This window comes from Lentzea sp. NPDC051838 (genome assembly GCF_040681245.1).
Classification (GTDB): domain Bacteria; phylum Actinomycetota; class Actinomycetes; order Mycobacteriales; family Pseudonocardiaceae; genus Lentzea.
In genome coordinates this window covers 374905-390690 of sequence record NZ_JBFAYI010000003.1, presented here as the reverse complement: position 1 = coordinate 390690, position 15786 = coordinate 374905, and the positions used below count along the sequence as shown (strand labels likewise).

The window sequence follows — 15786 nt, the reverse complement described above, 5'->3', positions numbered from 1 at the left end:
CCGTCCTACTTGATGTAGTCCGCGGAAACCCGAGGCGGCCAGCTGGCCACGCTCAGCACGCCGAGGCTGTACGCCCGCGACACCAGCGCCGCCCGGTTGGGAGCCTTGAGCTTCTTCAACATCGTCCCGACGTGGTACTCGACGCCCTGCCGCGACAGGAACAGCCGCGACGCGAGCCGCACGGTCGACTCACCGGTCGCGATGCCCTCGAGGATCCGCGCGTCGAGCTCGGTGAGGATCCGGTTGCGGTCGACGACGACGGCGTTGGGCTGCTCGCCCTTCTCCGGGTTCACAACGACGACGAACTGCACCAGGTCGCCGTGCGCGTCGTGGACGGCGATGCCGGTGATGTCGCCGGTGAAGACGGCGTGACGCGGGCCGATGCCGGCGAGGTGCTCGACGAAGCGCTGGCGGCGGCCTTCGACGAGGCGCTCGAACTGCTTGCGCATCGGGCCGTGCACGCCGGGGTGCAGCAGCTCGTAGAAGCTGCGGCCGAGCAGCGAGTCCCGCGAGTGCCCGAACTGGGTCACGAAGTCGTCGTTGGCCTCGACGACGCGCAGCTGCAGATCTAGGCGGGCGAGGCAGAGACCGGACCGCTCCAGCAGGGAGCGGAACACGTCGGCGTCGGGAACGACGGTCGTGTGGTCAGTAACGAGAGAACCAGCGGCAACAGTGTGCATCGGAGAGTATCCCTCTCGATCTCGTCGAACTCGGCGTTCCGCGACTGCAGCAGGTGGAAAAGAAGTCGCCAGGCGATCTAGGTTTATTTCCTGATTCCCGCCTTGACACGATGAATCGTAGGAAGATTCGCCGAACGCGGTCAACGAGGTGTGAGGGGTGGCCCCTAATGTTGTGGTAGGGGTGGTCCGGGGGTTCGGGGAGTCGTCCGAGTATTTCGGTAGCACGTTTCGGTGGCGTCTCACCTGATGACCCGAAACTCCGCTGGCCTGCGCAGATACGACGCGAGCCGATCGAGACGCCACCGCGCGGTAACTGAGGTGCGACTCAACTGTGCGGGAAGTGCGCACAAGAAATTCGTAGATGTGTCGCCGATGTTACGCGGACGGCGGGTAGGCCCTCGCGAGTGCGCCGGGAAGTTCGGTTCGCCTGCGGATGCCGAGCTTCCGGAACGAGTTGGTGAGGTGCTTCTCGATCGCGCGCGAGGTCACGGCGAGCTCTTCCGCGATTTCCGAGTTGGTGAGACCCTGGACGACGAGTCCGGCGACCTTGAACTCGGTGCGGGTCAATGCCACGACAATGCCCGGCGAATTACCGTCGAGTTCCTTCGCGATTCTCGTGGCGAGCTTTTCCGCACCTGACTGCACCGCGAGCCGGTGCGCCTCGTCGAGGTGGTGCTGCGCGTGCGGGTCGCCATCGGCCCGTTCGCGCGCGCCGAGCTGTAGGAGTGCTTTGGCCCGTTCGAACGGGTTGGCGTGCAGGACCTGGACGGCTTCCTGCAGCATCCCGAGCCCCTGGCGCCCTGGCGTGTAGCGGCCCAGCACGGACAACGCCCGGCCGACGCCGACCGGCGCGCCCCACTCCGCCGCACGGTCCCAGGCAACAGCGGCGGCCTCACGAGCCGCGGTCAGGTCACCGAGCCGGGCGTGCAGCCTGGCGGTCGTGATGCACCACGGCAGCAGCACGGGGTTGCGCCAGCCGACGCTGTCGAACACGCGACCGCAGTCCTGCAACCGTTCGAGCGCCTGGGCGTTCTCCCCCGCCAGCGCCTCGCCCGCCGCGTGCAGCATCCGGTACGCGGCCTCGCATCCCGCCGGTTCGTCGCGGTCGGGGCGGGAGGTGAGGATCTTGGCGATCAGGCCGGGGTCGCGCAGCTCCGTCGCGACGGCGGCGAGCCCGATCGCGGCGGTCGTCGTATCCCCGCGCCAGTCCAGGACAGCGAGGTCGAGCGCGTGCTCCGCGGCCCGATGGGCTTCTCCCGGTTTGCCCAGGTGCATCAGCACGAACGCCTGCTGGGCGCGGATCAGCGCCTGCTCGACCGTGTTCGCAGCCTGGCCGAGTGCCCGTTCCAGCCACGGAACGGCGGCGTGGGCGGCGTCCGCGGCGGCGAGAACCCTGATGAGCAACGGGATCGCGGTGTGGACGTGCTTCGGGTGCGGTGCTTCTTGGGTCAGCACCGCACTCGCGAGGTCCGCGACGTCCTTCGCGGGCAGGCGGGCGGTCAGCATGGCGGCGTCGAGCAGGACGATCTGGAGCTCGCGCCGGCCGGGTGTGCTGCCGTCGATCTGCTCGAGGCGTTGGACGGAGTCGGCGAGCAACGCCGGATCCACGTGCCACACATACCGTTGCCGTGCTTCGAGCCGATAGCCGAGTTCGGGGTGGTCGAGCTCGGCGGCGACCTGGCCGATGAGATCACGCACCGGCCGCGGTGCCTGGCCCAGCGCGGTGGGCGCGATCCGGACGAGCGCGGTCGCCCGGTCCTCGACGTCGCGGAACAACGGCACGGCATAGGAGATGTGCCGCAACGACGCGGCGGGGTCGAAGTACCGTTCGGCGGTGGCGAGATCGACGAGCAGCCGCGCGCGGTGCTCGGAGTCGCCCGGCACGTCCCGCAACGCCCGGCGCAGATAGCGGGCGGCGACCTCGGGTGCACCCCGCCGCATCGCCGTGACCGCCGCGTCCCGCAACGTCTCGATCGCCCAGCGCCCCTGGGTGGTGGTGACCGCGAGCAGCCGAGCCGCGACCTGCTCGGCGGGCCTGTCGTTGTCGTGCAACAGCTTCACGGCTCGTGCCTGCCAGTCCTCGCGTTCACTGACCGGCATCGACTCCTCGATCGCGTCCCTGACCGCCGGCCTGATGAGCACGAGCCCGGCCTGGTCGAGGATGCGTTGCGCGTCGAGAGCCTGCTGGTCGGTGAGCCCGGCGAGCTGTCCGGTGAGGTCGTCGGTTCCCAGGATCGCCAGCGCTTTCGCGAACTGCCGGGCGTGTTCCGGTTGCGTCGCAAGGCCGCGCACGAGCCGTTCCTTGAGCCGCGCGGGCCGCAGTTCCCGCACGTGCGGAACCTGGTCGGCGGTCGGGCTGGTGACGTGGTGCAGCACAGCGCGCAGGAACAGCGGGTTGCCGCCCGTGACCGCGTGGCAGGCCTCGACGAACTCGACGTCCGGGGTCTGCCCGGTGCGGCGTTCGACGAGCTCGGCGATCGCCTTGGCGGACAACGGTTCCGGCCGGATCTCGGTGCGCCGGAACGCGTCCAGCCACGGGCTGCGCTCGCCGTCCCGCGTGGCCACGACGAGCAGGATCGCGTGCTCCCGCAGGGTTTTCGCGAGCCGGACGAGCCACCGCAGCGACGGGTCGTCGGCCCACTGCAGGTCGTCGATCAGCAGCACGGTCGGCTTCTCCGCGCTCATGACCTGGAGGAGCGCGAGCAGTCCGCTCACAGCCGCTTCCTCGACGGCGAAAGCGGAACCGAGCTGCGCGTCGAGCTCGAAGACCGGTTTGGCGAGCCCGGCCGTGCCGGTGAGCCAGCGGCCGCAGGCACCAGCCTTGGCCAGCGCCGGTTCGAGCAGCTGGCGGGCGACGCCGAACGCGAAGTCCTGTTCCAGCACCGAACACGTGGCGGTGAGAACGCGGACTCCGGTGGCCCGCGCGCGAAGTGCTTCCAGCAGCGCGGACTTGCCGCAGCCGAGCGGCCCGGTGATGACGATCTGGTCGCCGTGGCCGTCGCGGGCGCGCTGCAGTGCGCGGGTGAGCTGCCGGAGTTCGTCGGTGCGTTCGAGCAGGATCATCACGAAGCCAGGACGTCCGCCAGCTCCGCGCGGCTGGAGATGCCGAGCTTGCGGTAGGCGCGGGTCAGGTGGACCTCGACGGTCCGCAGCGTGACGAACAGGTGGTCGGCGATCGCGCGGTTCGTCACCCCGGCGGCGGCGAGCTCGACGACCTTGCGCTCGCTGATGGTCAGCACCGCCAGACTGTCCGCTGTGGACGGAACGCGCATCCGGCCGCCGACGCCGAGCAGCATCGTCCTGGCGGAGTCCGCGAGGGCCCGGCTGCCGGCCCGCAACGCCAGCCCGACCGCGATGCGCAGGTGCGTTCGTGCTTCTCGTGGTTGACCGGCGCCGGTCCAGCGTTGGCCCAGCAGCAGTTCCGTGCGGGCCTGCTGGATGAGCGACGGGATGGCGGCGAACGCGTCGGAGGCGGCCTTCGCCATGTCCAGCGCTCCCGGTCCCGACATCGTGTAAGCGCGGGCCAGCAAGGAGTACGCCGCCGACTCGCGGGACGGCCAGGCCTTGGCGAGCCGGTCGACCTCGCGCATCGCCGCGGTGGCGTCACGTCCGGCCATGGACAGCACCTGGACGATGTCGGTCCACGACGGCAACGTGCTCGGGTCGCTCACACCGGTGGCCGCGAGCACCGTCGCGCACGCCGCCATCCGGTCGGCGGCCAGCGGGATGTCGTCCCGCACGAACGCCAGCCATGCCAGCGTGCGCAGGTATTCGCGGTGGGCAGGCGTGAGGTGCCGGATCGCGTCCTCGTCGATCTCGTCCAGCAGCTGCGCGGCGAGCGGGGTGTTGCCGGTCTGCAGCGACAGCCACGCCAGCAGGATCACCGCGCGCGGCAGCTGCCAGCCGCCGTCGCGCATCGCCTGAACCGCGGTCGCGGCGTCCTTGGTGGCCCGTTGAAGATCGCCCAGCGACAGGTGCACCAACGCCCGTTGCGTGAGCGACCGGCACCACGCGAGCGAGTCACCGTTGTGGGAGAAGGCGTCCACAGCCCGGTCGAGCACGCCGAGCGCTTCCTCGCCGTGCCCGGCGACGCGCAGCACGGACGCCGCCGACAGCATCGACCAGTCGGTCAAGGCGTCCGGATCGGCCAGCGCGGCCCGCGCGTATCCGACGGCGGTGTCGATGCTTCCGCCGCGGCGCATGGTGGCTTCCGCGACGACGCCGAGCAGGCACCGTTGCGCGGTGGTGTCCCCGGCCTCGGGCGGCGTCGCTGCCGCCACGGCCCCCGCCACCGCGTGCACGTCGTCGAGGTCGATCGACAGCTGCACCGCGTCGAGCAGGGTGCCCAGGTCCTCCGACACCGCGGGATCCCTGGCAAGCCTGAGAAAAGTTCGCGTCCGGCCGGTGAGAGCGTGCTTCACGGCCAGCGCGGCGCGCAGATCCGGGTCGGTGGTGCGGTGGAACGCGGCCGCGAGGTGCTCGCAGGCCTCGTTCGGGTCGTGCCGGGACAGTTCCGTGGCGAGCTGAACTCTCAGCTCGACGTCGTCCGGGTCGAGCTCGACGAGCCTGCGCAGGTAGCGCGCCGCCTCCTGCGGCCCTCCCGCGGTCGCGGCCTCGTGCAGCACCTGCGACATCCAGGGCGTGTCGACGGCGGGCAGGTGCACGAGCTGGTCTGCAACCGCTCTCACGTCGTGCCCGAACTCGTCCAGCACGACGGCCGCGCGGCGCCGGAGGTCGGCGACCTCGGCCGGGCCCAGCACCTCCAGCACTCCCGCGCGATACCACTCGCGGACGTGGTCGGGGAGGCCGTCGCCGAGCAGATGTTCCTTCCGCAGTGCGGAAATCCCGTCCTCGGCGACGCGTGTTGAGACGCCGGCGAGCGGTCCGACGAGCTCCTCGCGGTCCACGACCACGAGTGCGGTGGCGATGGCGCGCAGGTGTTCCGGCTGGTCGCGCAACCGTCGTGCGGCGACCAGCTCGACGGACTCCTGCCGGAGCGCCTGCGCGGCCCGGATGTCGGCCAGCACCGTCGTGAGATGCCGGGGAATGCCTCCGGACAACCGCAGGCACAGGCTGGTGAACACGGCGTCGGGCGGGAAGTGCAGGGTCGTGGAGATCATGTCCGCGACCTGCGGTGTCGTCAGCGGCTGGAGGTCGACGACGTGCGCGCGGGCCAGTTCGACGGCGAGCGGGGCGTACTGAGACAGCACCAGGCTGACCGGTTCCTCACCCAGTCTGCGCACGACGAAGTCGATCCAGCGGACCGTCGCGTCGTCGCACGCGTCCAGGTCGTCGAGCACCAGGCAGACCGGTGATCGTTGGGCCAGCGTCACGACATCGCGCCACATGCCCCGGTATACGCGGTAGAGATCAGCGGCGGACGGGTCGGCGAGTTCCGGAACAATCACACCCGTCTGGACGAGCAGACGCCGGGCGACGGCCAGCGTGCGCCGTTCACCCCTTCCGACCACGGACAACACGGTCGTTCCGGCACGGGACTCGGTCGCGGCGGCCAGGCGCAGGACAGCGGACTTGCCGGAGCCGCGGGCACCGCGCACGAGCACGGCCTGCCCGCCCGCGCCGCGGCGGGCAGCGGACGTGTGGTGCGCCACCGTGGTGAGCGCGCTCTCACGTCCGAAGAGCTCGATGACGGGGCCCGGCTGCTCGTCCACCACCTACCGCCTCAGGCTAGAAGAGATGTCCCGCGCCTGAGGATAAATGCCCCAGGTGACCGGACCGCAAACTCTGCGAGGCAAGTGTCAAAGTCTGGCAGGGTGATTCCGCAATGTGCGGGTGCCCAATCTCCCTGCGGTTCCAGTCAGTGAACTAATACGCCACAACGCGGCCGGGCACAACCCGGTAGAGGCTGGGTTTTTCCGGGAGGAACGCGAGCCCGAACCGGGTGAGGAACTCACCGAACTGGGCGTCGACGAAGTCCGGGTCGGGCAGGCCGTCCCACGTCTCGGCGGCGGCTCTGGCGACCTCGACCGCCGTCCCGTCGTACACGACGAGGTCCGGCAGGTCGTCGGCGAAGTACCCCCGTGCCAGCGAGATCGGCGACACGCTGTCGTCGAGGAACCCCACCACGTCCCACCGGCCCTCGGTCGCCTCTGTCAGCGCGAGCCTGGCCGCGACCTCCGACGACGTCGCGTAGGTGACCCGGTAACCGCGGCGCACGAGTTCCTCGATCACCGCGAGCGCGGGTAGTGCCTGTCCCTGCAGGGGATTGGCGAAGATCGCGACGTGCCGCCGTCCCGTGCCGTCCTCCTCGGCCATCTGCGATGACCACCTCTCTGCGAACGACGAGCTGCCTGCTGGAGTTCTACGGCAATTAATGCAGGGGAATCTCTTGTTTTCCTTTGTTCACAAGCCGGAATCCGCTTCCCGTTTTCCTCCCGAGGTGTCCTGCTTCGACGAGCAGACGCAGTTCCTCGGCGGGTGCGGGTTCTCCGGTCGGTGATGCCGCGCTGAGCGTCTCCAAAATCGCCAGCGACACGTCCAGGCCAATGGTGTCCAGGAGAGTGAAGGGACCCATCGGGTGGTGGAACGCCGTCACGATCGCGGTGTCGATCTCCTCGACCGTGACGTCGGTGCGGGCGAGCATTCGTATGGCGTCGTTCAGATATGGGAACAGCACGTGGTTCACGATGAAGCCGACGCGGTCCGCGCAGTCGACCGCCGTCTTGCGCAACCACTTCACGAGTGCGTGGGCGGTGGCGTGGACGTCGTCGGCGGTGTGGTCGGTGCGGACGATCTCGACGAGCTTCATCACCGGTGCGGGGTTGAAGAAGTGCAGTCCGATGACGTCTTCCGGGCGGCTCGTGACGTTCGCGCAGTCGGTGACGGACAGGCTCGACGTGGTGGTGGCGATGATGGCTTTCGGCTTGGTTGCCCCGTCGATGCCTTGCAGCACAGCGCGTTTGACGGTCATGTCCTCGGCGACGGCCTCGATGACGATGTCGGCGTCACGCAGGGTGTCGTAGCCGGTGCTCACGGTGAGCCTGGCGAGGACGTCTCTCCGGTCCTGCTCGGACATCCGTCCTTTCTGGACGAGTCTGGTGAGCGAGGCTCGGATTCGGTCCTGTGCCGCTTCGGCTTTCTCGGGGGTGCGGGCGACCAGCGTGGTCGGGATGCCCGCCACGACGAGGATCTCTGCGATGCCGCGGCCCATCAGCCCGGCGCCGACGACACCGGCTCGTTGAATCTCGCGGGGTTCGCCGTTCGTGACGCGGTTGCTGGGTGGCGGGATGATCTCGCCGTGGTCGTCGTAGCGGTGGAAGCCTTGTCCTGACTTGCGGCCCGTGTGGCCTTCTTCGACCATTCGGTCCAGCAACTGACTGGGGACGTAGGAGTCTTCTCCGGTGATCTCGTGGAGTCGTTGGAGTGCGGCGCGGACTGTGTCGAGGCCGATGAGGTCGAGCAGGTGCAGTGGCCCGAATTTGAGGCCACAGCCCAGTTTCATCGCGGTGTCGAGGTCCTCGATGGTCGCGTAGCCGGCGTCGGCGAGGTCGATCGTGCGGTTCATGCACGCGTAGAGCAACGCGGTGGCGGCCTCGGCGGGCCGGACACCGATGTCGACGATCTCGGTGCCGGCCAGCTTGATCGCCTTGCGGGCCAGGTGGAACGCCTCGGGTGAGGCCATGGACGTGCCGATGAGGCTGGCGTGATGTCCGTACGGCGGCGGGATTTCGTAGCGCAGGCCGATGACGCGGTCCGGTGCGCCGGACGCGATCGCGAGCTGCGCCACCGAGAGTGTCGGGGTGGTGGTGAGGAAGACCGTGCCCGGCGCGCACTGGTCGACGAGTCGTCGCAGCACGGTTTCCTTGGTGTGGAAGTCCTCCGGCAGTGCCTCGACGACGAGGTCCGCGCGTTTGAGGTCGACCAGCTCCGTCGCGAGGGTCAGCTGCGGGCCGCTCAGTCTGCGGTGGACGCGGGACAGCACGTCGAGATCGCTGTCCACGCCGATCACCTCGGCGCCGTTCGCGAGCAGGACCTTGGCGAGGCCCTCACCGAGGCCGCCGAGTCCCACCACCCCGATCACCAGTGGCATGTTCCGTCTCCTTGCCTAGAGACCGAGCTCTTCGTCGAGCATGGCGAACATCTCGTCGTCCGAAGCCGACTCGAAGTCCTTGGCAGTGCTGGTGTTCTTGGCCCACTTGGTCCGCAGAACGTCGAGCCTTCCCGCGATCTGCTGGTGCAGTGCCTCGTCCACGCTGGCTTGCGCGAGGGCTTTCTCGAACGCGTCGAGGTCGGCCAGCACGCTCGGCAGCCCGGCTTCCGGCGCGTCGGCCAGCAGCTCGGCCTTGAGGTGTGCGACCAGGTCCGCGGGTGTCGGGTAGTCGAACACCAGCGTGGCCGGAAGCCGCAGGCCGGTTGCCTGGCCGAGCCTGTTGCGCAGCTCGACCGCCGTCAGCGAGTCGAAGCCGAGCTCCTGGAACTGCCTGTCCTCCTCGATGACCTCGCCTTCCGCGTGACCGAGCACCTCGCCGACCTGGCCGCGCACGAGGTCGAGCAGCGCGTCCGTGCGTGCTTGGTCCGTGAGGTTCGTGAGGCGCTGGACGAGCGAGTCCGCGGTTTCCTGTCCTGCCACGGCTTTCTTCGACTTGGTGCGCACGAGGCCTCGGAGCAGCGGTGCGACCTCGTGGTTGCGCAGGACGCCGAAGTCGAGCTTGACCGGGATGGTCTGCGCCTGGCCGGTGCTGATCGCCTCGTCGAAGAGCGTCGTGCCGAGCTCCCGCGTGATCGCGGGCATGCCGGTGCGGGCCATGCGTTCCGCGTCCTGGGCGCTCAGCATGCCGGTGTCCCAGGCACCCCACGCCATGCTGGTCGCCTTCTGGTTGTGCGCCTTGCGGTTCGCGGCCAGCGCGTCGAGGAACGCGTTGCCCGCCGCGTAGTTCGCCTGACCCGCGTTGCCGAACGTGCCGGCGACGCTGCTGAACAGGATCAGGTTCGCTTCCGGTGCCAGCTCGTGCAGGTACCAGGCGGCGTCGACCTTCGGCTGGAGCACCGGGTCGATGCGGTCCAGCGTCAGCGACTCGATCGTGCCGTCGTCCAGAACGCCGGCCGCGTGGATGATCGTGTCCGGGTTGTGGTTGGCGAGGAGTGCTTCGAGCTCGTGCCGGTCGCTGACATCGCACTGCGCGACGGTGACGTTCGCCTGCAGGTCACTGGTGTCGGCCTGTCCGCTGCGGCTGGCCAGGACGAGCTCGGTGACTCCGTGGTTGTCGACGAGGTGCTGCGCGATGATCCGGCCGAGTCCGCCCGTGCCACCGGTGATGAGCACCTTGCCGTACTCGACGGTGTTGTCCGTGCGTTCCGCCCTGGCGAGGCGTCCGCCGAGGATTTCCCCGTCCCTGAGGACGATCTGCGGTTCGTCGGCGTTCAGAGCTTGCCTGAGCACGGCGAGGCTGGAGCGCTGGTCGTCGAGGTCGAGCAACCCGAAGCTGCCGGGGTGCTCGGACTGCGCGACCCTGACGAGGCCCCAGATCGCGGCGGCCACGGGGTCCGGAACGTCCTGTTCCGTTGCCGCGACGGCGTTCTTCGTGACGAACCAGAGCCTGCCCTGACGGTGGCTGGTGATCCACTCCTGGACGTTGATCAGCGCGTCCGACACGGCGGCGTGCGTCGAGTCGACGACGTCGTCCGAGTAGGCGGTGATCTCCGTGACGACGACCTCGGCGTCCGCGGCCTCGATGGTGTCGTAGACGCGCCCGGCGACGAAGTGGTCGACCAGCCCGAAGTGGTCCTCGCCCGCGATCGCGACCGTGGCCTCGATCGGCTGGGTGGCGTTGATCGGCGTCCAGGTGAGCGTGAACAGGGCGTCGCGCGTGGTGTTCTCGTTGAGCTGCCCGGCGTTGACCGCCCGCACCACCAGCGACTCGACCTCGGCGACCGGATTGCCTTGCGGATCCGCGACGACGATCCGCATCACCCCGCTCTCGTCCCGCGTCATCTTGACCCGGACACTCGCCGCTCCGGTGGCGTGGATCTTCACGCCTTCCCAGCTGAACGGCAGCCCGGCACCTTGGTCACCTTCCGCGAGAAGCGCAGTGTGCAAGGTGGCGTCGAGCAACGCCGGGTGAATCCCGAACGCTCCGGGCTGAACGTCCTCCGGCAGCGCGACCTCCGCGTACACCGCGCCTTCGTGCCGCCACGCGTTCTTGAGCCCCTGGAAAGTGTCCCCGTACGCGAACCCGATCTCCGCGAACTTGTCGTAGATCCCTTCGAGCGCGATCGGCTCTCCGACAGGCCAGGCGTCCAGCCGCTCGGCTTGCGTGTCGGTGCTGCTCAACGTTCCGCTGGCGTTCTCGGTCCACGGGAGGTCCGTGTCCTCCGGCCGGCTGTAGATCGTGACCGTGCGCTTCTCGTCCTCTTCCGCGCTGATCGCGATCTGCAGCTGCACCCCACCCTGCTCGGGGAGCATGAGCGGCGCCGCGATCGTCAACTCTTCCAACGTGTCGAGCCCGAGCTCTTCAGCCGCCTTGAGCGCGACCTCGACGAGTGCCGCTCCGGGCACCAACGCCCGCCCCATGATCACGTGGTCCGCGAGCCACCCGTGCGTCCGGAGCGCGATCCGGCTCGTGAACAGATGCGCGTCCTGGTTCGCCAGCTGCACCGCCGCGCCGAGCAACGGGTGTCCCACCCCGTTGAGCCCAGCCGACTTCACGTCACTCGCGCCCTCGACGACCTTCGGCCAGTACGACTGCCTCCGGAACGCGTACGTGGGCAGATCGATCCTCTTGGCGTCGTTGAGGAGCTGACTCCAGTCGACGTTGACGCCCTCGACGTGTGCCTGCCCGAGCGCCGTGAGGATCTGCGTAACCTCGTCGGCTCCGCGCTTGCTCACCGGAATCGCCCCGTCCACCAACGGCGTCAGCGCCGCGTCGGGCCCGATCTCGACAAACGCCTTGTCTCCCAGCGCGGTCACGTTGTCGTGGAACCGCACCGCGTCCCGGACGTGGTTCACCCAGTAGTCAACGGTCGTGACATCCCCTGCGGCCTGGAACGGGATGCCCGGCTCGCTGAAGGTGATCTCGCTGATCGCCTCCCGGAAGTCTTGCAGCATCGGCTCCATCAACGGCGAGTGGAACGCGTGACTGACCTTGAGCTGCCTGTACTTCCACTGCTTGGCGATCTTGAGGACCTCGTCCTCCTCCCCCGCCAGCACGACGGTCCGCGGCCCGTTGATCGCCGCGATCGACACGTTCCCCGTCAGGTACGGCGTCACCTCCTCCTCGGAGGCGATGACCGACACCATCGCACCGCCGGCAGGCAACATCTGCATCAACGCGGCCCGCGCCGTGATCAGCTGGCAGGCGTCTTCGATCGTGAGAACACCCGCGACGTGCGCCGCCGCCACCTCACCGATCGAGTGCCCGGCAACGTGATCGGGCCTCACGCCGAACGACTCGACCAACCGGTACAGGGCTGTTTCGATCGCGAACAACGCGGGCTGCGCGACCCCGGTCTGGTTCAACGCCTCCTGATCCTCGCCCCACATGACCTCGCGGAGCGCCGGATCCAGGTACTGCAACACGTTGTCCAGTGCCTCGGCGAACACGGGGAACGCCTCGTAGAGCTCACGCCCCATCCCGACCCGCTGCGACCCCTGCCCGCTGAACAGGAAAGCCACCGGCCGCCGCTTTGCCGAACCTCTCGCGACCACCTCCCCGTCCAGCACGACCGCCCGGTGATCGAACAACGTCCTGCCCGTCAGCAACGAGTACGCGATGTCCTTGGCAGACCCACCGGCCCGCGTGATCCGCTCGACCTGCCCATCCAACGCGGCCTCAGACCGCGCCGACACCACCCACGGAATCAAGTTCGTCTCCGACGACGCCTCTACCTCCCGCGGCGTCACGCCCTCCAGAATCACGTGCGCATTCGTGCCGCTGATCCCGAACGACGACACCGCGGCCCGCCGCGCCCGCCCCACCGCGGGCCAGGCCGTGTTCTCCTGCAGCAGCTCGACCGCGCCCTCGCTCCAATCCACGTGCGAGGAAGGCGTCCCAGCGTGCAACGTCCGCGGCAACACCCCGTGCCGCATCGCCTGCACCATCTTGATGATGCCCGCGACACCGGCAGCCGCCTGCGTGTGCCCGATGTTCGACTTGATGCCACCCAGCAGCAGCGGCACGTCCCGCTCCTGCCCGTAGGTCGCCATCAGCGCCTGGGCCTCGATGGGGTCACCCAAAGAAGTACCGGTGCCGTGCGCCTCAACAGCGTCCACATCAGCAGCAGCCAACCCAGCAGACGCCAACGCCTGACGAATCACCCTCTGCTGCGACGGCCCGTTAGGCGCCGTAAGCCCGTTGGACGCACCGTCCTGGTTGATCGCCGAACCCCGCACAACCGCCAGCACCGTATGCCCAAGACGCTCGGCATCGGACAGACGCTCCAGCACGAGCAGACCGACACCCTCAGACCAACCGACACCGTCAGCCGAGTCAGAGAACGCCTTGCACCGTCCGTCCTCCGACAAGCCCCTCTGCCGCGAGAACCCGACAAACGAGCCCGGCGTCGACATCACCGTTACACCACCGGCCAACGCCAACGAGCACTCACCGGCCCGAAGAGCCTGCATAGCCCAGTGCAGCGCGACGAGAGAAGAAGAACACGCGGTATCGATCGACACCGACGGCCCCTCAAGCCCCAGCGCGTACGAAACCCGGCCGGAGATCACCGAGGGCGAAGCACCCGTCGACCCGAAGCCCTCGGTGTCCGCACCGCCGATGAGCTGCGTGTAGTCGTTGTACATGACACCGGCGAACACACCGGTCGACGAACCCCGCAACGAGGCCGGCGCGATCCCGGCCCGTTCCAGCGCCTCCCAGGCCGTCTCCAGCATGAGCCGCTGCTGCGAGTCCGTGGCCAGCGCCTCCCGCGGCGACATCCCGAAGAACTCCGGGTCGAACTGGTCGGCGTCGTGCAGGAACCCACCAGCCCGCACGTACGAGGTGCCGGGGTTGTCGGGGTCCGGGTGGAACAACGTGTCCAGATCCCAGCCGCGGTTGGTCGGGAACGGCGTGATCGCGTCGACGCCGCCCACCACCAGCTCCCACAGGTCCTCCGGCGACGAAACACCACCGGGGTACCGGCACGCCATACCGACGATCACGATCGGATCGTCCGAAGTGGACACAAGCGCAGGCAGATCCGCCACCGGCGCGACCGCTCCCAGCAGCTCGTCCTTCACATACCCGGCCAGCTGCACCGACGACGGGTAGTCGAACACCACCGTCGCCGGCAGCTTGAGCCCCGTCACGGCAGTCAACCGATTCCGCAGCTCCACCGCCGTCAACGAGTCGAACCCGAGCTCCTGGAACGCCCGCGCCGGATCGACAGCGGCGATCGTGTCATACCCGAGCACCGCCGCGACCTCGCCGCGAACCAGGTCCACCAACGCATCCAGCCGACCCGCTTCGTCCAAAACAGACAGTCGCTGCACCAGCCCGGACGCCGTCTCCGACCCGGCGACCTTCCGCCTCGCCTTCACCCGGATCAGCCCGCGCAGCAACGGCTTCACGTCACCGTTCTGCTTCAGCGCACCGAGATCCAGCCGCACCGGAACCACCGCGGGCTCAACACCCGCCACCGCCGCGTCGAACATCCGCAGCCCCAGCTCGGCGTCGATCGCCGGCATACCGGACCGCCGCATCCGTTCCGCATCCTCAGCCGACAACATGCCGGTGTCCCAGGCACCCCACGCGAGCGACACACCGGGCAGCCCGTTGAGCTGCCGCTGCGTTGCCAGCGCGTCCAGGAAGGCGTTACCGGCCGCGTAGTTGCCCTGTCCGGCGTTGCCGAACACACCGGCCGCCGACGAGAACAACACGAACCGCGTGGCCTCGGTGGCAAGATCGTGCAGGTTCAACGCCGCGTCGACCTTGGCCCGCAACACCCCGTCGACCCGCTCCGGCGTCAAAGACTCGATCACGCCGTCGTCGAGCACACCGGCCGCGTGCACCACACCGCGAACCTTGTGCTGCTTCAGCAACTCCCACAGCGCGGCCCGGTCGGCGACATCGCAGGCGACAACGGAGACATGAGCCCCCAACGCCTCCAGCTCGCCGACGTCACCCTGCCCGCTGCGGCTGACCAGCACCAGCTCGGTGACCCCGTGGTTCTGCACCAGGTGCCGCGCGACGATCCGCCCCAGCCCACCGGTACCACCGGTGACGAGAACCGGGCTCTCCCACACGACTTCCTCAGCCGACGCGGCAACCCGGCCGAGCCGAGCCGCCCGAGCCTCCCCGTCCCGCACCACCAGCTGCGGCTCGTCGAGGTCCAGCACCCCGAGCAACGTCGCCAGCGACGACTCCTCGGCGTCCAGGTCGATCAGCCCGAACCGTTCGGGGTGCTCGGTCTGCGCGGTCCGCACCAGCCCCCACACCGCCGCACCGGCCAGGTCGTCACCCTCGACCGCACCGCGCGTGACGAACACGAGCCGCCCGTCGCGGTCCTCCCGGATCCACTCCTGCACCAGCTCCAACGCCCGGTGCGTCACCGCCCGCACCGACTCGGCGTTCTGCTCCCCCGCGACCGGCACGAGCACAACATCCGTGTCGGTCAACGAAAGCAGGCCCTCGACCCGGCCGACCGACAACCCGAGCACGTCCGGCCCGAGCACGCTGACGGTCTTGCCCGCCTCGGCCGGCGGCACCGCGATCGGCGTCCACTGCACCGAGAACAACGAGTCCAGCTCAGCAGGCTGTTCGCCGGCGACGGCCCGCATCACCAACGACTCGACCGACGCCACCGGATTGCCCGCCGGGTCGGCCACCGCGATCCGCAGCCCGTTGTCGTCGCGCGTCATCTTGACCCGCAACGCCGTCGCCCCGGTCGCGTGCAGCGACACGTTCTCCCAGGCGAACGGCAGCCCGGCCGCCCCGCTCTCGTCCAGCAACGAGGCGTGCAGTGCCGCGTCCAGCAGTGCCGGGTGCAGCCCGAACGGCTTCACACTCACGTCGTCCGGCAGCGCCACCTCGGCATAGGTCGTGTCACCGTCCCGCCACGCCGCCCGCAGCCCGCGGAACATGCCGTCGTAAGCGAACCCGGCCTCGGCGAACTTCTCGTAGCAGCCCTCGACGTCCACGACCTCAGCCGC

6 protein-coding genes (1 of these 6 only partly in view) are annotated in these 15786 nt (G+C 69.1%); all 6 read right to left on the bottom strand.

Going from position 1 to position 15786, the window contains the following annotated elements:
- Window positions 1-5: 5 nt before the first annotated feature.
- Window positions 6-680, bottom strand: a complete 675-nt coding sequence (locus tag AB0M24_RS10250; RefSeq protein WP_363763765.1) for a PAS domain-containing protein — start codon at window positions 678-680, stop codon at window positions 6-8.
- Window positions 681-1055: 375 nt separating this feature from the next.
- Window positions 1056-3743, bottom strand: a complete 2688-nt coding sequence (locus tag AB0M24_RS10245; protein WP_363764311.1) for an AAA family ATPase — start codon at window positions 3741-3743, stop codon at window positions 1056-1058.
- On the bottom strand, window positions 3743-6352 hold the full coding sequence (locus tag AB0M24_RS10240; protein ID WP_363763762.1) for a LuxR C-terminal-related transcriptional regulator: 2610 nt from the start codon (window positions 6350-6352) through the stop codon (window positions 3743-3745). The genes AB0M24_RS10245 and AB0M24_RS10240 overlap by 1 nt, the downstream gene beginning before the upstream one ends.
- Window positions 6353-6506: 154 nt before the next feature.
- On the bottom strand, window positions 6507-6956 hold the full coding sequence (locus AB0M24_RS10235) for a hypothetical protein (RefSeq protein WP_363763760.1): 450 nt from the start codon (window positions 6954-6956) through the stop codon (window positions 6507-6509).
- A gap of 55 nt (window positions 6957-7011) precedes the next feature.
- The gene (locus AB0M24_RS10230) at window positions 7012-8730 is read right to left on the bottom strand and encodes a 3-hydroxyacyl-CoA dehydrogenase family protein (RefSeq protein ID WP_363763757.1); all 1719 of its coding nucleotides are present in this window, start codon (window positions 8728-8730) and stop codon (window positions 7012-7014) included.
- Between the two features lie 15 nt (window positions 8731-8745).
- Window positions 8746-15786, bottom strand: partial view of an SDR family NAD(P)-dependent oxidoreductase gene (locus AB0M24_RS10225; protein ID WP_363763754.1) — the 3' end only. The gene runs 22581 nt beyond the window's last position; the window shows 7041 of its 29622 coding nt (coding positions 22582-29622); its start codon lies beyond the right edge, outside the window; its stop codon occupies window positions 8746-8748.

Excerpts from the sequence above, each read along its gene's own strand:
- AB0M24_RS10250 (WP_363763765.1), bottom strand. The coding sequence starts at position 680 with ATGCACACTGTTGCCGCTGGTTCTCTCGTTACTGACCACACGACCGTC.
- AB0M24_RS10245 (WP_363764311.1), bottom strand. The coding sequence starts at position 3,743 with ATGATCCTGCTCGAACGCACCGACGAACTCCGGCAGCTCACCCGCGCA.
- AB0M24_RS10235 (WP_363763760.1), bottom strand. The coding sequence starts at position 6,956 with ATGGCCGAGGAGGACGGCACGGGACGGCGGCACGTCGCGATCTTCGCC.
- AB0M24_RS10230 (WP_363763757.1), bottom strand. The coding sequence starts at position 8,730 with ATGCCACTGGTGATCGGGGTGGTGGGACTCGGCGGCCTCGGTGAGGGC.